Here is a 20,744-nt window from a genome sequence, read left to right as displayed (position 1 = left end):
TTAATTGTTTATATCATACCACATTTTGAGAAAATATAACAGTATAAAAAAGATAATTTTAAAATAAAAAAAATGCCCAAAAATTCAATATAATTCTGAATAATTTATTTTTGAACATTTTTATCTTTTGGATTTTATAACCCTAATGTTTCTTTTAATGCTGTTTGCAATATATTAGAAAAATTCAATGAATGTTTTTCAGCTTCATCATTTAACCATTTAGGAATTGTCAATGTTTTTTTAATAGATTGATTTTTTGCCTTTTCTAAAATTGGAGAAATCCAAACATCAATATATATTAAAAATTCACCATCCTTTAAATTAATTTTTTTATTTTCAGAACTTGGAAACGGAATATTATGTTTTGCCATCGTAAATAATGTTCCCGATAAAACATCTTTTGCATTTATTACAACTTCTTCAAGAGTTTCACCATCAGTAAAACATCCCTCAAAATCTAAAAAATTGGCATAAAAAATCCCATCTTCCTTTTTTACAATACACGGATATAATAATCTACTTTTCATAAAGATACCCTCCTAAAAATATTACAAGGCTAAAATTTAAGCCCTGTAATACGCTCTATATTTGTTAAAGTTCCAGAAGGAATATCCTTTTTTGTACATTTTAAAGGACATATCTTTCCATTTTTTATATAAATTTCATGCGAACCAGTCGTATGATCCAACTCCCATCCATTCTTTTTTAGAACTTTAACAACACTTCTGTAAGGTTTAGTTCTTGACATTATTCCTCCTTACATTATTATTATACGTATTTTTTATACGTATGTCAATAACTTTTAAAAATTTTTTTAGTTATCAATAATTTTCTTTCTCACTTCAGCAACTTCTTCTATAATATTTAAAATTTTTATATCTATTCATTTTAAAATTTATCAATATTTTTAAATTCATACTCCAATTTATTTACTCCCAAAAACTTTTATTATCATAAAAAAAATGATATAATTTACAAAACAATTTTAAACAAAAGGAGCAGTCGTGAATTTATTTAATCAAGAAGAAAACAATGAAAATCAAAATATAGAAAATAAAAAAAATAATAATTTTTCTGAAATTCAAGAAAAATATACAAAATTAAGAAATGAAATCGAATACCACAACAATCTTTATTACAATGAAGACAATCCCATTATTTCCGATATGGAATATGATTTTTTAATACGTGAATTAAAGGAACTTGAGCAAAAATATCCAGAATTGCTGGAATATAATAAAAATGGGGAAAATTCGCCTACTGAAAAGATTGGAGGAACTGCGAGCGAGAAATTTTCAAAAGTGCGGCATAGAGTGCCTATGCTTAGTTTATCGAACACTTATAATATTTCTGAAATTGAGGATTTTGATAAAAGGGTTAAAAAGATTATTTTGGCTGAAAATATTGAAAATAATTCTAAAGAATTAGAATATATCTTAGAACTAAAATTAGATGGGCTTAGCATAAGCTTGATTTATGAAAATGGGATGCTTGTTCAAGCTGTGACTCGGGGAGATGGACAAGTCGGGGAAGATGTTACTGAAAATATCAGGGAAATTCCAACTATTCCGAAAAAATTGAAAGAAAATATCTCACTTGAAGTACGTGGAGAAATTATTTTGCCAATTTCCAGTTTTAATCGAATAAATCAGGAACGTGAAGATGAAGGGGAAGATGTTTTTGCAAATCCAAGAAATGCAGCTTCAGGAACGATAAGACAGCTGGATAAGACTATAGTTGCAGAACGTGGGCTTGACTGCTACCTTTATTATTTGGTAAATGCTGAAAATTATGGGATTAAAACACATCTGGAAAGTATTGAATACATTGAAAAACTTGGATTTAAGACAACAAAAATATTTGAAAAATACACTGATTTTAAAAAATTGGAAAAGGCTATTGACAAATGGCATGATGATCGGAAAAAACTTGATTATGAAACAGATGGACTTGTTATAAAAGTAAATAATTTTTCACTATATGAAATACTTGGCTATACAACTAAAAGTCCACGATGGGCAATCGCCTACAAATTTCCTGCTGAACAAGTAAAAACAAAATTAATAGATGTAACTTTTCAAGTTGGGCGGACAGGTGTAATTACCCCTGTTGCTGAACTGGAGGCTGTAAACTTGTCAGGTTCTGTTGTAAAAAGGGCTAGTTTACATAATTTTGATGAAATTCGCAGAAAAGATATAAAAATTGGTGATAATGTTATTGTAGAAAAAGCGGCTGAAATTATTCCGCAAGTGGTAAATGTTGTATTCGATGACAGAACTGGAGAAGAAATTGAAATCCAGGAACCAGCAAACTGTCCTGTCTGCAACAGCGAACTTGCACATGAGGAGGGACTTGTCGCCTTAAAATGTCACAATCCACTTTGTCCAGAAAAAGTCAAACGCCAAATTGCCTACTTTGTTTCTCGTGATGCAATGAATATTTCTGGACTTGGCGATAAAATTGTTGAGAAATTTATTGAATTAGGAAAAATAAAAACAATAGTTGATATTTATTCGTTAAAGGAATACCGTGAAGAATTAGAAAATCTTGAAAAAATGGGTCAAAAAAGTGTAGATAACTTAATAAATAATATTGAAGCTAGCAAAAATCGTGATTTTTCAAAAGTCCTTTATGCACTCGGAATTCCTTTTGTTGGAAAATTTAATGCAAACCTTTTGACAAAAAATTTCAAAAATATTGAAAATCTAAAAAACCAGTCAATTGAAAATTTACTAGCTGTAAAAGGAATCGGCGATAAAGTAGCAATCGCTGTAAATACCTTTTTAAACAATGAAAACAACTGGAAAATCATCACAGATTTACAAAACATCGGCTTACAATTCGCCATTAACGAATCCGATTTAAAAGAAATAGCCGACAACCCAATAAAAGGCAAAAATTTCCTTGCAACTGGAAAACTCCAAAAATACAAACGAAACGACATAAAAGACATCATCCTTTCTAAAGGCGGAAATTATCTGTCAGCAGTTTCAAAAAATCTAGATTTTCTAATTGCTGGAGAAAAGGCTGGAAGTAAGCTGGAAAAGGCTGAAAAACTGGGAATTCGGGTGCTTACGGAGGAGGAGTTTGAGAGGGAATTTTTGGAGATTTAGTCTTTGATGCTTCTAAAATTATAAAAGAACTATATTGTTATATTTATAGTTCTTTTTTTATTTGATTAATTTTATAGTCTTAAAATAATTTTATCCTGAATATAACCCATCTCTTTTCTTTACAATTAATCAAAAAAACATTTTATATTCCATTCCCTTTCAAAATTTTCTTTTTAATAAATTTATGACAACATAAAATAAGCCAATTTAAAAAAATTTTAGTCTCCTTTCAGAGTATCATTTCTTCTTACCAGATATTAAAACTTTACATTTGCAAAAACTATTTGAGTTTCCGTCTCCTTTCAGAGTATCGTTTCTTCTTATTTTTAAGTTTAATAAGATACGAATTAAAAGAAATAAGTTTCCGTCTCCTCTCAGAGTATCATTTCCTTTTATTTGAAGCAGTAACATTAGTAAACAGCAACAACGAGAAAGGTTTCCGTCTCCTCTCAGAGTATCATTTCCTTTTATGAAGAACAATTACTTTTAATAACTTCTTTGAAAACAATTGTTTCCGTCTCCTCTCAGAGTATCATTTCCTTTTATCCTCCCTCAACAAACCCCTTATTTTATCATATATTATTTTATTATTTTCGTGAGAATTCTAAAAATCTTTATATTTCTCTTTCTTAACAATAAAAAATATACTCTAACCCCCATTTTTAAAGTATCGTGGCGATTACTAAAAAAATAATAATCTTCGTTTTCAATTTCATTTAATTCGCCATAAATTACTTTTTTTACATTCTGATTGAGCCTGTAAATTCTTATTAAATCTCCTTCTTCTGCAAATTTTTCTATTTCTTTTAAAAGTGTTTCACATTTTTCTCTAGTTAATAGACACTCAAAAGTAGACCTTTGTATTCTATTTCCGTAAGAATTTAGAAAATTTTTAAGAAAAGCTCTTCTCTTGTTGTCTATAATATCATAAATTACGACAACTGTAAAGGTATCTTCAAAAAATTCATGACAAAAATCTTCATCTAAAAAATCCCATTCATCCATTTTACCATCACCTTATTAATATCGAACTATATAAATTTGGATTATCTTCTTCTATTGCTTTTATTAATTGCATTATTTGGTATTCTATTATTCGCCTAAAACTCATTTTATATGGTACTTCTTTGACATATCCGACTTCCTGTCTTAATCTTTTTTCAAATTCAGCAATAAATTTTTTACATCCTTCTTTATCTAAATACACTCCACCATTTTCTTCATTGTATTCAAAATTTTCTTTTTTTATTTTATTATTATTTAAAAGAGCAATTGCCAAAGAATCTACCAGCATTGGTCTCCATTCTTCCATCAAATCAGAACATAATGCAGGATGTTTATGTCTATCAGAATGTAAAAATCCTGCATAGGGATTTAATCCTTTAGATTCAGCAATTGTAAATATTTCATAATGAAGAAGTGTATATCCAAAACTCAAAACAGAGTTAAATGGATCTTTTGGCGGTCTTTTAGTTCTTTGGGAAAATGAATATTCCTTGTCAATTACATTGCTAACACCTTTATAATACATTTTTGCCAAATGTCCTTCTATTCCCATTAATTCTTCAATAGACTTAGCATTATCTATATTTTTTGAATAAACAGACATTTTTAGAACTATATTCGTTAATTCTGGATTTTTTAATAATTTATTCGCTCTCATAAGTATTGTTCTTTGATTTGCTGCTTTTCCTTTTATAAATCGCTTACTTATATTCAAAGAAAAATTTTTATCATCACTTTTTCTAAATTGTAATCTCTGTCTATTTATATTTACATGTCCTGTAGATTCCAATCTTCCAAAATAAGCCCCGTTTTTAGATAAAATTGTTAAATTTATTCCCCTTGTTAGCATTTGTTGAACACATTTTGTACTGACTTGAATCGCACCAAAAATCACAATATTATCTATATTCTCAATTGGTATCGACTTAAAATCATTTTCTGAATAATTAATAATCAACCGATTTTCTTTATATTTTAACATTGCTCCTTGTTCGTAAACATACACATTACTCATTTTAATTTACCTCATATTCTTTGAAAAATACTTTAGCCAAATAGAAAATTTGTAATCTAAATTTTTACAAATCTTCTATTTTTCATTTCAATATAATTTATTTTTCTGTTTCTAAAATTTCATTTGCTATTTTGTTTATTTTATCGTAAACATATACCATACTCTCTTTATATCCAAAATCTGTATAATATTTTTTGAAAAAATTAATTATTTTGCTATTCACAGTATCTATTCCAACTTTTGCTTCACTGTTAAAATCATCTCTATTAATAGTTTTTAATGAATGAGCAATCATATTTCTAACTTCTTTTATTTTATGCAAAGTTTTACTAAAATTCGAGAAATATTCTAAGTCCATCTTTTCCAGTGTTTCAGACTCATTTTTTTCAATAAAGTATTTAATCATAGCAATTAACACACTATCTGATACAAATGTTGAATTTTTCAATTCTAAAATTGCTAATTCATGTTCAATTTTTTCTTTTAATCCAGAATAATTTTTAATTTTTAAAATATCTGTTTTATAACTAAATTCTCCATCCTTTCTTTTTTCTGAAAATAAATCCGATAATTTTTTTCCAAAAACATCTCTTAAAATTGACAAATAAATATTTACAATCAAAGGTTCCATCATTATTGTATATCCTGCTATATCACCAGATTTTTGCTTAATGTTAGCAAGTGAAAAATAATCCACAATTTTGTACCATTCTTTTACTTTATTTTCAACTGTTTCATTTTTATTATAATAATAAAATTTATCAAATTTTTTATCATTCAAACTTTTTAATTTCCCATTTGATTTCAATCCTTTTAAATGTCGTCTATCATTTGCAAAATTAAGAAGTCCGTTTAATTTACTATTTTCTTGAAAAATATCCCTTTTTAACAGTTCTAAACATGTTGAATATTCATATTTTTTTAACAATTCTTTTATTTGATTTTTCACCAAAAGTCTTGAATATTGTCTCAAATCAGGAAATAATATTCGATTAGTTCTAAATTCTTCTATATTATCAAAATTATTTTCTTTCTCATCGTTTACTTCATAACTATTGTTTACAACTTTTGAAGTATTTCCTCTTCCTTCAGGAGTTGCTACTTGTATAGGAACAATGTTTATATTTACAGCATCAACAATATACATTACCAAATTACTTATCATTTGAGCAGTTCCTGATGTTATATTTACCAAAACTTCCGCATTTGGATGTTCTACTTTTATTTTATTAAATGTTTCATTTATTTTATTAAAATATATATCAAACAAATGTGCATCATCAATATCAGTATTAATATATTCAAATATTGGATTATAATCTTCCAAACTTTCTTTTATAGCTTTTTCATAAATTCTATTCTCATTTCTTTTTTGCATTTCAGAAGTTAAAACTAAATATATTTTTTCAGGTCTGAAATAACGGCAAATATGTAACATAGGCCCATCATAATTACCTCTTGTCGGATCAGTATTTCCTGCAAATGTTAAAAGCACTCTTTCTTTATTTTCATCAATGTTATTATTATCCAATTTTTATTCCTCCCATTCCCAATGCTGTTTTTACTCCAAGTCCTGTATATTCAGAAACTTGTAGCAAAAAATTCAAAAGTTGATAAAGCATCTCATCTTTACCTTTTATTTTTATCTTTAAATTTCCAATAAATCCTCTAACTCTTATATTTTCCAAAAAGAAATACCTCGTTCTTAAATAATATTCATCAATATACACTTTTTCCAAAAGTTCATTTATCACATTTTCATCTTCCAACTTAATTGTATCCGAATGTTGATTTATTTTATTTATTACTCCTAGAAGTAATGTCGAGATATTCGGAAATATTTGTAATACTCCATTTGATTTATGAGTTGTCGGAGTTAAAAAATATATTTTACTTTTTTTCTCATTACTAAAAAACAGTTCATCAAAAGATGTTTTTGTCATAGAAATTGATTTTACAACTATCTCGATTCCTTTTTTTTCCAAATAAATATTTTTTACATCATTCTCTAAAAAGTATTTTATTAACATCTCATAAGCATTTTTATTAAAGGTCGTTATCTTCCAAAATATTTTTCCACTTTCCATATCTTTATAAATACACGAAGTATAAGGATGTGTTTCATTATAGTGCAAATAATCTGCATAAGCAGAATCAATACTATTCATCAAATATCCATGAAAAAGCGAACTCATATTCACATCTAACCCATTCCCCTCAATTTCCATTTCTATTTTTGCAAGCATCTTATTTTCCCACTTCCTTTTCAGATATTTTCCTAATTTCAACTAATCCTGCTAATTCAAGTTTCCCATTTTTTCTAATTCTATTTATCACTCTTGGAGAATCTTTATCATTCAAATGCAATCTTACCCCATTTGTCCCACCTTTGTGCAATAATATTTTAACAACTTGAGTTCTGTCACTTTTATCTTTAAACAATGCATGAACGATCGTTTTTTGATGAAATCCTGTATTTGCTCCCAATATTAAGTTTTGACAGCACAATTCATCTGGTAATTCTAGAGTATTTTCTATCAGATAATCCGTAGATTCTTCAAGAGCATTTATTAAATCATCAAAATCATTTATTTTAAGTCTTGTTCTTGAAAGTAGTTCAAAATCTAAAGTAATATCAAATTCAAATATATTTTTAGGTTCTATATATTCTCTGACTACTGGTAAATAACTTTCTTTTTTATCTTTTATTTTTTCATCAATATCTTGATAAAAATTAACATCTATATCCTTTTTATTTTCATAACTATCTGATACTGATATTCCAAATTTTTTAATTTTTTTATTTGAGCAATTTTCATATAATATTTTCTCTTGTATTTTATTTATTACATTTTTTACTTTTCCTTGGAAAAATTTAGAATTTTTTTTATCGAAAATTTCGATTTCTTTTTCTGTAATATTTTCTTTACTAACAAATTCATTTCTCTTTTTATCAAAATTCTCAACTTCATTTTCTATCTGTGTTATTTCATTAACAAATTCATCTCGATTATTTATAATATAACTAACCAACAAAAGATTTACCAAAGCTCCTTTTATTGAACTTCCAGGAATATAAACTTCATCTTTTACATTTTTATTTAATAAAGTTATATTATTCAAATTTTCTTTTTTCTCATTTTCTTTAATTTTTAATTCTATATCCAAATTTTTGTAACTTTTTTTAGTAAAATTTTTTAAATCTTTTTTCAGAGCTTCGTTTTTATTTTTATTATCATAATTATTATTGTCATAAAGACCACTTTTATTTGTTAAAAAAGAATATAAATTTAATCTATTATTTTTTCTAATTTCATCCAAATACTTGTCTATAATTTTTTTCTCTACCAAAAAATTAACAAATTTGTTATTATCTATTATTGTCAAATCATTCGTATTAGGATTAAAAATATATTCAGTCTTATTCAATTTTGACTTATAATTCGCTCCCGCAATATACACAGGCGTCAAAACTTCCATCTCCATTTTGTATTTAACTATCTTTCCCATAAGTCACTCCTATAACTATCGGTTTTCCCATTCTATAAATACTATGATTTCCATGCAACTTCAAATCTACTAATCTTCCTGCTGGTTTAAAATTCAATACTGCTCCTGAAGAAATCATATAAACTTGCTTTCTTTTTTGTGGATTTTCACTGTACTTAGGACTATTTACAAATCCACTTTTTTTTATTAATTGATAGCCATTTTCTTTATTTTTTATTTTTTCAATTTCATCTTTTTGTGGCAAATATGACGACAACAGTAAATATTTCTCACTTTCCTTGTATAAAGATTCATTTATAAATCTATCGTCCTCCGACGCAATTATATCAAAATCTTCACCATCAAATATCATAGCATCGTCTGTGATACTAAATTGTCCATATCCAGCACTCTTTTTCCCACCTATTCCTGTCAACGACAAACTTTCCAATACATTTTCAAATTTTTCTTGCCATTTCTCTGGTAATTGCACAATAAAATAAAGTCCTGAATCTTTATTAAATCTAAAAACTTCAACATTATAAAGTTCTGTATCTTCCACAATTCTCGAAACCTTATTTTTAGTATGTAATTCCTTTTCTCCAAAATCATCATCTATTTCAGGAAAATTTTTTCCTGTTTTCAGAAATTCAAAATATTCATTTAATCTATTTGCAGGAATATAACTTAATTTTTTTACCTTTTTTCTATCTACAACTTGCTCATTTTCATCATTATTTTGTTTTCTTTCAATATCATTCACAAATGGCTTTGGAACATAAAAAAATGTTTCTGTCTTCATTTCTTTAAAAGGCAACAAATCTGATACTTTAAATTCATCATTTTCTGTTAATTGAAATAATTCTCTATCTTTTTCGCCAAATATTCTAATATATTCAGCATAAAAAGCAGAATAAAAAACATCTGAACTTACAGTTGTGCTTGTCAATTCCAAAGAACTGTTCGCACCAACATGAATTCCATTTGGAAATTTTAATTTATACAGTAAATAAGTCATTATTCTCTCCTACTTTCCAAATATTTCACTATAATTTTCAATATTTTCAATTTCTGATTTCAAATATTCTATATCATCTTCATTTTCCTTTATGTAAACTTTTTCTATCAATTTTAAATCCTCAAATTTAACACGACCATACCCCCTAGTTCCATGTCCTCCCAAATAGTCATCTTCAAGTAATTCAAACATCAAAAGTATGTTTTCAAAATCGCATTTTACTTCTTCTTCCATATTCTCTGTGTTTTCAATATTATAAATCAATCTAAAATCAAATTCTGAACCTGCTGGAACTCTTTCCTGCTGTCTTGGATTTGCAACACAAGTTCCCCTGTCTATTGTATTTTCATATTTTATTTCTGTATATGGCAAATCAAACTCAACATCTCTACCATAATCTTTTTCTCTAAGCAGCATATCACAAAATTGCAATCTTGACAAAACTATCATTTCGTTTTTTTCTTTATTTCCTGAACTTCCAAATAATCTTCTAATTTCATTATGCTCTTCTTTTATATTTGGCATTGTTAATGTAGAATTATCATTATATTTAGTTCTAGAAAGCAAATATCTCATTTTTCCTTTTAATGAAGATCCTGGTATAATTGGCTTATTTGTAACTGTATCTCTAATTACAATGTTATCTACCGCTCCTATCGCTGAAAAATCTCCAGATGTTCCTATATGAAGTCCTGTTAAAACTTTTATTTTCCCTGTTATAATAAATTTTCCTTTTAATGTATTCATAACTATTTTTCACTCCTATTTTTTATTTTTAATTCTATTATCCAATATAATATTTCACGTATGCTACTATTTCTTCTAAATAACGATAAAATCTATCAAAATCTTCTTTGGTTTTTATTTTTTTCAATCTTTCCGAAATTTCAAATTTTTGGTCAAATTCCTTTACTTTAAATTCTCTACCACATTGATATGTATGCTTTATTAAAAGATATTTTACATCGTTTAATAATTTATCTGATAATTTGTCTTCTTTCTTTAGTACATTTGAAGATATTTTATTTTTTACTATTACTGAATTTGACAAAAGTTGTCTTAACTGCGTTGTTGTAACCATATTATTTTTATTTTCTTCTACTAATTTTTCCACTGTTTTGTTTTCCATAACAAATTCCTTTCTAAATTTGTAATAAATTTCCATTTTATAATATTTAATTTTAATTCTTATTTCTAAAATTATTTACTTTCTCTATATTCATAAATCAATATATTTATTGCCGTCAATAATTGTTTTGCATCTTCTTCATTTTTTATCCATTCAAACAGCTGTTTTTTCAAATCTAAATAATTTTTTTGCTGTCTTTCATTTTGTTTATCATATTTTATTCTTGCAATTATGTAAGCAAATCGAGCAATATCAATTCTATGTTTTTCATTTTCTTTTTCTTCAAACTGGCTTCTTATAAGATTCATAAGACTATACCATTTTGACTTTCCTACAAACACTTTTTCTGTTTCTTCATTTTCCTTCAAGCTAATCCTAGATTTTAAATAACTATATTTTTCATTTAAAACTTTTCCTATAAAATCATCCCATTTATAAACATGTCCAAATAATGCAATAGCATCTTTTGCAGTTTTGCCAATTTCATTTTCATTATATAATTTCGCAAGTTTCTCTAATTCTCCTGTTTTTTGTGCCATTTGAAATATTGGATAATTTTCATCAAAAAATCCTATTCCTACCGACAATGTAACTCTATCACTTGAAAATTCCTTAAATGCCGTTCTTAAATCAACAGAAAATTCAATAATATCATTCCAAGTCCCAATTGCAAAAACATCATCTCCACCAGAATATACTAACACAATATTTCTTCCATCTGTTTTTTCTTTTGTTCTTTCCGTTATTATATTACAGTATTCTTTAAACAATTCATTCTTTTCATCAGTTAAATTTTTTCTTTCTAATATCAAATTTATCACTCTTTTAAAGAAATCAGACAAATATCTTGACAAAACTACTGTTTTTGAGAATCTTACAAATTTATATGGTTCTTTTTCTCCATCTATATTAACAAATCCTCTATCTTCAAAACCTGTTTGAAATAAAGTTCCCAAATTATCAATATCCGCTCTTAGCACAGCAAGTCTTTCAATTCCTTTACTCTTTTTAACTAATTCCGTAAATTCAACAAGACTATTTTCTTTTTCTTCATTTGTTGATTTTATATTATAATTTCCAATTTTAATATTTCTTGAATTTCCTTTTCCAAAGTAATCATCATTTATCGAATAAAATCTATAAAATTTGTCACTTTCTTTTTCTACTTCCTCAACTGTTTCAAAATTTCTAAAAACTATTTCTACAGATCCTTTCGGATATTTTGGAAATTTTAATTTACTACTCTTTTCTTCACAATTTTTTTCCATAAAAAATGTTCTTTTTTGATGAAATGACTTTGAAATATCTCTTCCTAATTTAATATAATTTTTACAAGAATCACATATTTCAATATTTCCATTACTTTCATTTTGAGAGTTTTTTATCAAAATTTCTTCCTTTTCAGATTTTTTACAAATCACACATTCCTTTGTATCATTATAAATTTTATTCAAATCACTATCTTCATCAAATATTTCTTCCAATTGTTTTTCAGAATATCTATTCAGTTTTTTTCTGGAAGTCTCAATAGAATTTCTTTTAAAAATTTCTTTAATTTGGTTTTCTTTTTTTATATTCTCACTTAACTTATTTCCCAATTCTTCTGCTGAAGTTTCAGTATGCGATATTTCATAATAAACCGATGTTCCCAATTCCTTCAAAAGAAAATCATTTACTATTTTTTTGTAATTCTCTAAGATTTCTATCGTTTTTGGAACATTTGGCAATAACATGTAAAATTGGCTTCCTGCCGAATAAATTAAATTTACTCTTGATAAATTTAATGCTTCCAAGATTTCATCTATTATATGTTCAATAAAAAGTTCCAGGTAAAATGATCGTCCTCTTAGTGATTTCATAGCCATTTTAGATGTTATTGTATAAATAAAATTTTGTATTCCAGTAAACTCCCCTGATACAAATAAAAATTTTGTTTTTTCTCTTTCCTTCTTTTGGCTCTTTTTAAAATATTTATTTTTATAATCTCTATTATTTTCCTTTTCCATATCATAAAGATACATGCAAACAGCTACTGCAGCTGTCAATTTAACATGATCATAATAAGGGACATCTGGATAATCTACATACGAACTTGAAGGAAAATATATACAACTTTCTTCCAATACTGAATTTAATTTTTCAGGTGTCAAAATATTCTTTTTCTTCATTTCTTCCAAATCATCTCTTAACTGCTCTAACACATTCAAATATTCAGTATTTTCTATTTTATTTTTCTCTTTTGTTTCTTTTGGAATATTAAAATTACGCCTGTCATTTCTTAAGGAACCAAAATTTTTTTCTATCTTATTCTTTTGAAAATTAAGTTTATTAAATATTGAATTTAACGGTAACCCTTCTATTTCAGTAATTTTTACTTTTTCTCCCTTTTCATTTATTTCATCTTCATATTTAACTCTATCTACTCCAGAAGCAATATTATCAGCCTCATAAACAAGATATGCCAAAGAACTGTCATCCAATTTATCATTTTGTTTTAATTTTTCATTTATTTCTTCATTATGATGATATTTTATCATATCATAAACTTCTCTATATTTTTCTTTATCTAATAATTCTCTATTTTCTAAATAGTCCGATCCTGCTTTAGAATGTCTGTTTTTTCCACCTTTACCAGCTCTTCTAACAATTTTTCCAATATCGTGCAATAAAGCACCTATTTGTAGATTAATTAATTTTTCATCCATATTTCCTCCCACACCCATTAATCTATTTTTATATTTCAAATTTTACCATCTTACATTTATTGTACCATACAAAATTTGAAAAACCATTTTAATTCTAAAATTTTCAAAAAAAAAAAAAAAAACTGTAAATGAAAATTAATTCAAATACAGTTTTTTTCTTTTATAAAACTCAAAAACAAAACTTATTCATAATCACTCAAAATTTCATCCAATTTTTCAGAATCATAAAGAGCAGATGTTATAAAAGTATGATCCATCATTCTATATATTTCTATCAATTTTTTTGAATTATACAACAACAATGCTCCTTTTCGCTCTTTCACATTCAATTTTTCCTTCAAAACTTTACTCGCATTTTTCTTGTAATCCTCAATTATTTTTGCATGTTCTTCATCCGTCGTAGCCGAATCAAAAACTGCCGAGAACAACTGATTATCAGAAAAAGCAAAACTATTTAACTCTCTTTTTACACCCAACGGATCTTCCACATTTACAAAATAATAAACAGCATAATTTCCATTATCATGCGAATTTGATAGTGGCTCACTTTTTATAATATTTTGCAATTCTTTTGGAGAAATCCCAAAATTGATTTTATTTGTAACTTTTGCATTGACAGTTCCTGCAAAAACAGTCACTGAAAATAACATCATTATAAATAATAAGAATTTTTTCATTTTATCACTCCTCATAAATAATTTTTAAAATTGATTCAACATAAGTATACCGCATAAAAAGTAAAATTCCAAATAAAACATGATTTTTTCAATTGTTCTGAAATAAAAAAAAGAAATCCAAGACCAATATCTCAAATTCCTTTTTTAATATTCTAAATTTTTCTAATTTTAATAATTTTCCAAAAAACTATCTAATTTTTTCTAAAGTATTTTGAACTCTCTTCAAAGTTCTCTCTTTCCCAATAATCGCAATTACAGTATACAAGTCAGCTCCTCTAGCTTTTCCAGTAACAACTGCTCTAAGTGGCATTAATACTGCTGCTGGTCCTTCACCTAGTTCATCTTGCAATCCGTGTAAAATTTCTTTTGCTTCTTCTTCAGAGATTTCTTCATTTAAAGCATTAATTTTTTCTACAAATAATTCGATAGATTTTTTACCAACTTCTGTTTCCAATGAATTTCTCAATCTTTCAACAGATTTTCTCGCTTTTTTGTTCATTCCTTCTTCAACAACTGGCAATTCAAACTCATCTTCAAAGTAAATTGATGAAATTTCAGGCAATTCTTTCAAAGTATGAGCTCCTTCTCTTGAAATTTCTACAATTCTTCTTAATTTAGAAAATTCTTCATCAGATAAGTTTTCGTCTGCGTAATATCCAGCTTTCACAAAATATGGAATCGCTAATTTAGTCAATTCATCTAAATCTTTCAATCTCATATGATGATTATTTACCCAACCTAATTTAACCAAATCAAATACAGGTCCTCCAAGCGAGATTTTATCAAACGAAAAATTTTCAATCATTTCTTCAATTGTAAAAATTTCTTTATTTTCTCCAAAGCTCCATCCCATTAAAGCCAAGAAATTTAAAAGTCCTTCCTTCAAATATCCTTCTTCTTGATAATAGTTCAATGAAACTGGATTTTTTCTCTTAGAAATTTTAGTTTTATCCGCATTTCTCAAAAGTGGCATGTGATACCATTTTGGCTCATCCCAACCAAACGCTTTGTACAATTGAATATGTTTAGGCGTAGACGAAATCCATTCTTCAGCTCTAATAACATGTGTAATTCCCATCAAATGATCATCCACGATATTTGCCAAATGATAAGTAGGGAATCCATCAGATTTTAACAATACTTGATCATCAATTTTACTATTCTCAAATCTAATTTCTCCTCTTAAACCATCATTTACAATAGTTTCTCCTTCATAAGGCATTTTAAGTCTAATAACATAAGGCTCTCCAGCTGCTAATTTTGCTTCCACTTCTTCTTTTGACAAGTTTCTGCAATGACCGTCATATCCAGGTGCTTGTTTCATCGCCACTTGTCTTTCTCTCAATTTTTGCAATCTATCTGGTGTACAGAAACAGTAATACGCTTCGCCTTTTTCCACCAATTTTTCAGCATATTCTTTATATATTTCAAATCTTTCAGACTGTCTATAAGGGCCTCTATCCCCACCAACATCTGGACCTTCATCATAATTAAGTCCAAGCCATTTCATCGCATCAAAAATTTGTTGTTCCGAATCTTCAGAAAATCTAGTTCTATCCGTATCTTCAATTCTCAATAAAAAGTCTCCACCATTATGTTTTGCAAACACATAATTAAAAAGTCCAATGTAGGCAGTTCCCACATGTGGATCTCCAGTCGGAGACGGTGCTATTCTAACTCTTACTCTTTTGTTATCACTATTTGACATTTTTTCTCTTTTTCTCCTATCTATTTGTTATTCTTTTTATATTATATAATAAAATGAATTATTGTGCAACAACTATTGTGTAAATTCCAATTTTACAACAACGGTTATCTAAAAATTCTAATTTTCTTCTTTTAGGTTATATTTTTTTACATAATCTTCCATTATTTTCACTGCTATTGGTCTATTAAACCTTCTCGCAAATTCAATTACTGTTAGTCCCCATTTATCTTTTACTAAAAGAGGAAGTCCTGGTTGAGAAAATATTAGCTGATATAGTGGTAACATTTCCATTTCAGGAGCACCAATATTAAATAATTCCTTGAGAGCAACCGTTTTCTCTTTCTTGTATATTGTTGTTATATCTGCACCTTTTTCCAATAATGTTTTACACAATATTGTCATTTTTATTATATCTCGTCGTCCATGATAAAATAATGGAAAGAACAAACTCATCCCGTCTTCTCTTACTATTTTAACATCTGCCCCTTTATTTATTAAAAAATTAGCAATTTCATAACGTGCAGTACTATCATTATTTGCTAATGCATGAAATAATATACTATCTCCTGATGCATCTCCAATTTTTTCATCTCCTTTTTTGAATATTTCTATAACATCCTTTAATGTTCCAAATCTTACTGCTTCCCAAATTGTTGTATATTCTGACATTTTGATATCCCCTTCCTATTATTTTATAGGTATTTTCATTTGTTGTTTTTGAATTATATTTTGTATATTATTTATATAATCTGGCTTATATTCTAATAATGGTACTGTTTTGTATTCTAATAAAGGTATTGCTGACGAATTAAATTGAGGTAATCACGGAGTTATTGTATTTTCAAAGTGCGTAAATAATTTTTGTGTAAATAGAATAGCGAAGTGCTGAATTTACTAGATTTTCTATTAGTTTACACAAAATTCTGAACAATCTCTTATTTTACTTATATTTTTTCAAACTTATTTTCATCCTCGTAATATCTGCTTGTACTTTTTCTCTTATCATTTTTGACATTAAGAAGATAATAAATTCTTTTATCTTTATTATGCCAACAAATTTTACTTACTTTTGCCTCAAGCACTGGATATTTAAACAATCTAACTTTATCTCCGATATTGAATTTTGGCTTATTTTTTATTTCATAAATTTCTCTCTTTAGTCGAAACTTTGCCTTTCCTCCTAATGATTGTACTACTATATATTCTTCTTTTTCTTCTATACATTTCAATATTGTTATTCCGAGATTTTCATTTGATTTTTCCAAATCTTCGAGATAGATATATTTTAATTTATTTGGTACATCTTTTAATACTCCATAACTTCCTACATATTTTTTTTTCATTTATTTCACTTCTCCTTTTTGTATGGGGTAAATTTCTCAAATATTATATAGTTGCTTTGCCATATATTATTTAGAGGTTTACACAAAAATTTTTACACACCCGATAAACTATTATATTTTGAACTTACACAAAATTATGGACACTTTTTACAAATCATTTATTTTTATTTCTAAATAACTTTCTAATTCTTTTGGCAACATTAAAAATGCTTTTTTCCCCAACAGAACTCTTTTATATTCTTCTAAAGTACAGCTCCAGTCTGGCCAATCATAAAAGTCCGATTCAAACTCTACCCTGTCTTTATATACGGAAGTGAAAAATATCTCTGTTCCTGTTTCAAAGCACTCTATTTCCCCACTCTCCACTCTTTCTATTTCATCCAGTTCATAATCTACATCTGAAACATATTCCATTTCCCATACAGCTCCAGCTAAATAACGTGAGTAATTAACATCATATTTTTCATCATCTATAACCTCACAGTCTGGATCCCATAATTTTCCAGTTTTAGTTAATTTATAAAAAAATTTCACTTTCATTAGTTTCCTCCTTTATACATTGGAAAGGCTCTTGTTCCCTTCTTATTTAAAAATCCTTTTATTTTTACTCCACTTGGTGAAGTCCCTTTCCATTCAATACTTTTTCTTGTTTGTTCTATTTTAAAATTATTTCTACACCTTATTTTAAACCTCTATTTATAAACAGATTCCACTTTTTCTATTCATATTATTAAATATTTCTATAACTATATTTTAACAAACAGATTTCTTTTTAGCCATAACAAAAACCTCCAAATATTATATAGTTATTTTATCATATATTATTTAGAGGTTTAAACAAAATTCTGGACACTCTCATTTATTTTATTTTTCCATTTTTGTATGTTTTTCTCTTTTTATCTTTATAAGTTTCTTTTCTATCTGAAATTTCTATAATTAATATTAATAAAATATCATTTTTTATTTCAGCTACGATTCTATAAGAGCCTACTCGATATCTCCATAATCCTTTTAAATTTCCTGTAAGTGCTTTTCCTCTTTGCTTTGGATTTTGTGTACCGATTAAATTTTCTGAAATCCATTTTTTAAGAAGTTTAGCAATTGCTTTATTTAATTTAATTAATTTTTTTAGATCTTTTTCTGCAGATTCAGTAAATTTTACTTCATAAAATTTTTTTTCCATTATAATCCTAGCCTTTTAAAAACTTCTTCAGCAGAAGCATTTTTTTCAGATTTTGAATTTTCCCATCTTCTTAATATTCTTTTTTCATCTTCTTCAGTTATTTCATCATATATTTTGTCTAAAATTAAATTACGGACAAAAGATGACATATTAAGATTATTTATATTTGAATATTCTTTTAAAAGTTCTAAATCTTCTTTTTCCATTCTCAATGATAATGTAGGCATTTTTTATCTCTCCAATTGTAATATTTATATTACAATTGTACCAAGTATTATTCTATTTGTCAAGATATGAAAAATTTTAAGATAGTAAATCGATATGGATTTTACTCAAGATGTATTTCCGATAAACTCAAAAAAAACAATTGAACCTTTTAAGAGAAATGTTGCAGAAATATTCCTTTTATACAAAACTTTTTGAATGCCCCCTTTTTACTATCCTAACTGTAAAGTTAAAATGATTGTACGGGAATTTTATCATTATATTTCTACACCTTGCTTTAAACTTCTATTTATAAACAGATTCCACTTCTTCTGTTCAGACTATTAAATATTTTTATAACTCTATTTTAAATTAATCTCAGTAACGGCTTAAATATATTATTCATTTCCACAAATTCTTCATAAGTAATATCTGCCTTGTCATTAAAGATAATGTATATACCCTTTTCAAGTAACTGAACTTCATTCGCTTTCCCTTTGAGTCTTTCTAGAAGCTCTTCCTTTGGTACTTTTATCAGCTTATTATAACTTTCTTCATTGAAATACATCACTGGGGATAGTGTAAATAATACATCTCCCAGCATTCCTATGTTACAATTTTTCTCCTTCAGTTTTAAAAATTCTGGATTTATACTTTCTCCATAAGTTCTTGTTTCCGGAGTTCTTCCTTCCTCATAAGCACCATTATAAGCTACATATAAATCAGCAACATAAGAATCAAAAACATTTATCACCTTTGGAAGATCCTCGTATATTATTTTCTTATAATTTATCAACTTATATGTTATTTTAAAATCATACTCCAGAGAATCCCATCTTCCTTTCTCTGAACTTTCATCTCTCCATATATAATCTCCTGATATCGAAACTCCTTTTGTTTTAGAATTTTTTGTACGATAATAGGCTCTTATTTCTACACCAAAATCTGGCACTTCTGGAATCTCACTATCTTTCAATCCTAAAGGTGCTTCCAGTTTTGACAGTCCTTCCATAACTTTTTTATGCCTTTCTTCCATCGTTTCATTTACATTTACTTTTCTGTATAAACGAATTGCTCTTTCTACTTTTTTCATTTCTTTATTTCCTTTCGTAGAATTTATAAAATCAAGATAATGGGGTGCCATCTTAATTTATATTTTAGATTTTGAACTTGCACAAAATTCTGGACACTCTCTCTTCTAAAAATTTTTTTTAAAGTTTTCAAACATTTTTTGAACTTCGTTATCATTATAAATATCTTCATAAGCATTCACAATAATTTCAAGTTCTTTCAAAAAGTCTTTTTTAGAAATTATCTCAACATTCATTTCGTCTCTAGAGTTTCTAAATCTTTCTTCTTTTAAATCATTAATATTTTTATATTTCAATAATGCAACGTCACTTTTTTCAAGTTTTTCTTTGTATTGAAAACCTACTACACCTCTACTATCATAATATTCTAATTCAATATTTTTATATTCTATTTCAATTTTATTTTTCAAAATGTTTATAATAAATTTTTCTAAGTTCGTTTTAAGCAATATGTACTTTTTTTCTTTTTTATTCAAAATTTCTTTTAATTTTCCTTCTTTTAATAAAAATGAATAAAATTTTTTTAATATATTAATATCCCAATAATTGATATATTTCCTATTAAAGTTTATGAAATTATAATTATAAATATTTTCTTTTTTGTTATATTCAATCAGAAAATTTCTTAATTTATCTCTATTAAAAAAATCATTTAAATCAAATTTTATCTTATATTTTTTCAAATTATCTGTATATTGTGTATAATTATACAATTCTTGTTCAATAAAAAGCATAAAATCACTATAATCTGCCATATTTTTTAGATAATATAAATAAAAACTATAAAATAACTCCTCATACGAATAATATACTCTGATTTCCTTAGCTTCATTTAGTTCTGCTATGTACAAAGAACTTTCATTACTAATATAATAACCATAATTTTCAATAATACTTGTTTTAACTTCTCCACTTTTATAAATTTCAGAAATTAAAAAAGCAAAATTTCCTATTTCATTTACTAAATTATTAAAAAAATCATATTTATTCATTTTTAAATTTTCAAAAAAATTTTCTTTTATTTTTTTTATCTCCATTTATTTCCCACCTTTACTTAAAGCTTC

At 26.5% G+C, this 20,744-nt stretch carries 21 protein-coding genes and 1 CRISPR repeat array; of the genes, 1 reads left to right on the top strand and 20 read right to left on the bottom strand.

Annotated features, from left to right (window positions below):
* Positions 1-134 precede the first annotated feature (134 nt).
* Positions 135-527, bottom strand: a complete 393-nt coding sequence (locus tag HW276_RS04670; protein ID WP_178937597.1) for a type II toxin-antitoxin system HicB family antitoxin — start codon at positions 525-527, stop codon at positions 135-137.
* A gap of 29 nt (positions 528-556) precedes the next feature.
* On the bottom strand, positions 557-748 hold the full coding sequence (locus tag HW276_RS04665) for a type II toxin-antitoxin system HicA family toxin (protein WP_147003391.1): 192 nt from the start codon (positions 746-748) through the stop codon (positions 557-559).
* A gap of 256 nt (positions 749-1,004) precedes the next feature.
* Here HW276_RS04665 and ligA point away from each other — a divergent pair, with 256 nt between their 5' ends.
* A complete protein-coding gene (ligA, locus tag HW276_RS04660) occupies positions 1,005-3,113 on the top strand; it encodes an NAD-dependent DNA ligase LigA (protein ID WP_178937596.1) in 2,109 nt (702 codons plus the stop codon).
* A gap of 215 nt (positions 3,114-3,328) precedes the next feature.
* A CRISPR array of direct repeats spans positions 3,329-3,659; the repeat unit is 36 nt; unit sequence GTTTCCGTCTCCTCTCAGAGTATCATTTCCTTTTAT.
* A 33-nt stretch (positions 3,660-3,692) separates the two neighbouring features.
* Here the strand turns inward: ligA and cas2 are convergent.
* From cas2 to HW276_RS04570, 18 genes are all read right to left on the bottom strand, one after another.
* Entirely contained in the window at positions 3,693-4,118 is a 426-nt protein-coding gene (gene cas2 / locus HW276_RS04655) for a CRISPR-associated endonuclease Cas2 (protein ID WP_178937595.1), read from the bottom strand.
* A 7-nt stretch (positions 4,119-4,125) separates the two neighbouring features.
* A complete protein-coding gene (gene cas1, locus HW276_RS04650) occupies positions 4,126-5,133 on the bottom strand; it encodes a CRISPR-associated endonuclease Cas1 (protein ID WP_178937594.1) in 1,008 nt (335 codons plus the stop codon).
* 97 nt (positions 5,134-5,230) lie between these two features.
* Complete coding sequence (locus HW276_RS04645) at positions 5,231-6,664, bottom strand: CRISPR-associated protein (protein WP_255460324.1); 1,434 nt, start codon at positions 6,662-6,664, stop codon at positions 5,231-5,233.
* Complete coding sequence (cas6, locus tag HW276_RS04640; RefSeq protein WP_255460323.1) at positions 6,657-7,421, bottom strand: CRISPR system precrRNA processing endoribonuclease RAMP protein Cas6; 765 nt, start codon at positions 7,419-7,421, stop codon at positions 6,657-6,659. The genes HW276_RS04645 and cas6 overlap by 8 nt, the downstream gene beginning before the upstream one ends.
* Complete coding sequence (locus HW276_RS04635) at positions 7,381-8,643, bottom strand: RAMP superfamily CRISPR-associated protein (protein ID WP_178937593.1); 1,263 nt, start codon at positions 8,641-8,643, stop codon at positions 7,381-7,383. The genes cas6 and HW276_RS04635 overlap by 41 nt, the downstream gene beginning before the upstream one ends.
* Positions 8,627-9,640 carry a type III-A CRISPR-associated RAMP protein Csm4 gene (csm4, locus tag HW276_RS04630; protein ID WP_178937592.1) on the bottom strand — a complete coding sequence of 338 codons (1,014 nt, stop codon included), beginning with the start codon at positions 9,638-9,640 and terminating at the stop codon, positions 8,627-8,629. The genes HW276_RS04635 and csm4 overlap by 17 nt, the downstream gene beginning before the upstream one ends.
* A gap of 9 nt (positions 9,641-9,649) precedes the next feature.
* Positions 9,650-10,387: a type III-A CRISPR-associated RAMP protein Csm3 gene (csm3, locus tag HW276_RS04625; RefSeq protein WP_178937591.1), complete on the bottom strand. Its 738-nt coding sequence runs from the start codon at positions 10,385-10,387 to the stop codon at positions 9,650-9,652.
* Between the two features lie 37 nt (positions 10,388-10,424).
* Positions 10,425-10,769 (bottom strand): type III-A CRISPR-associated protein Csm2, encoded by a 345-nt coding sequence (csm2, locus tag HW276_RS04620; RefSeq protein ID WP_178937590.1) that lies wholly within the window; start codon positions 10,767-10,769, stop codon positions 10,425-10,427.
* Between the two features lie 71 nt (positions 10,770-10,840).
* Positions 10,841-13,474 (bottom strand): type III-A CRISPR-associated protein Cas10/Csm1, encoded by a 2,634-nt coding sequence (gene cas10, locus HW276_RS04615; RefSeq protein WP_178937589.1) that lies wholly within the window; start codon positions 13,472-13,474, stop codon positions 10,841-10,843.
* Between the two features lie 182 nt (positions 13,475-13,656).
* Positions 13,657-14,151 (bottom strand): hypothetical protein, encoded by a 495-nt coding sequence (locus HW276_RS04610; RefSeq protein ID WP_178937588.1) that lies wholly within the window; start codon positions 14,149-14,151, stop codon positions 13,657-13,659.
* A gap of 187 nt (positions 14,152-14,338) precedes the next feature.
* Complete coding sequence (gene gltX, locus HW276_RS04605) at positions 14,339-15,859, bottom strand: glutamate--tRNA ligase (RefSeq protein WP_178937587.1); 1,521 nt, start codon at positions 15,857-15,859, stop codon at positions 14,339-14,341.
* A gap of 117 nt (positions 15,860-15,976) precedes the next feature.
* Entirely contained in the window at positions 15,977-16,528 is a 552-nt protein-coding gene (locus HW276_RS04600; RefSeq protein WP_178937586.1) for an ankyrin repeat domain-containing protein, read from the bottom strand.
* Positions 16,529-16,803: 275 nt separating this feature from the next.
* Positions 16,804-17,202 (bottom strand): hypothetical protein, encoded by a 399-nt coding sequence (locus HW276_RS04595; RefSeq protein WP_178937585.1) that lies wholly within the window; start codon positions 17,200-17,202, stop codon positions 16,804-16,806.
* A 147-nt stretch (positions 17,203-17,349) separates the two neighbouring features.
* Positions 17,350-17,742 (bottom strand): hypothetical protein, encoded by a 393-nt coding sequence (locus HW276_RS04590; protein ID WP_178937584.1) that lies wholly within the window; start codon positions 17,740-17,742, stop codon positions 17,350-17,352.
* A gap of 319 nt (positions 17,743-18,061) precedes the next feature.
* Positions 18,062-18,385, bottom strand: coding sequence for a type II toxin-antitoxin system RelE/ParE family toxin (locus tag HW276_RS04585; RefSeq protein WP_178937583.1), 324 nt, complete (start codon positions 18,383-18,385; stop codon positions 18,062-18,064).
* Positions 18,385-18,612, bottom strand: a complete 228-nt coding sequence (locus tag HW276_RS04580; protein ID WP_147003377.1) for a DUF6290 family protein — start codon at positions 18,610-18,612, stop codon at positions 18,385-18,387. The genes HW276_RS04585 and HW276_RS04580 overlap by 1 nt, the downstream gene beginning before the upstream one ends.
* A gap of 344 nt (positions 18,613-18,956) precedes the next feature.
* Positions 18,957-19,682 (bottom strand): helicase, encoded by a 726-nt coding sequence (locus tag HW276_RS04575; RefSeq protein ID WP_178937582.1) that lies wholly within the window; start codon positions 19,680-19,682, stop codon positions 18,957-18,959.
* 105 nt (positions 19,683-19,787) lie between these two features.
* Positions 19,788-20,717, bottom strand: coding sequence for a hypothetical protein (locus HW276_RS04570; protein WP_178937581.1), 930 nt, complete (start codon positions 20,715-20,717; stop codon positions 19,788-19,790).
* Positions 20,718-20,744: the final 27 nt, after the last annotated feature.

It is taken from the genome of Leptotrichia sp. oral taxon 417 (assembly GCF_013394865.1).
Taxonomy (GTDB): Bacteria; Fusobacteriota; Fusobacteriia; order Fusobacteriales; family Leptotrichiaceae; genus Leptotrichia; species Leptotrichia wadei_A.
This window is presented reverse-complemented; position numbering and strand designations above follow the sequence as displayed.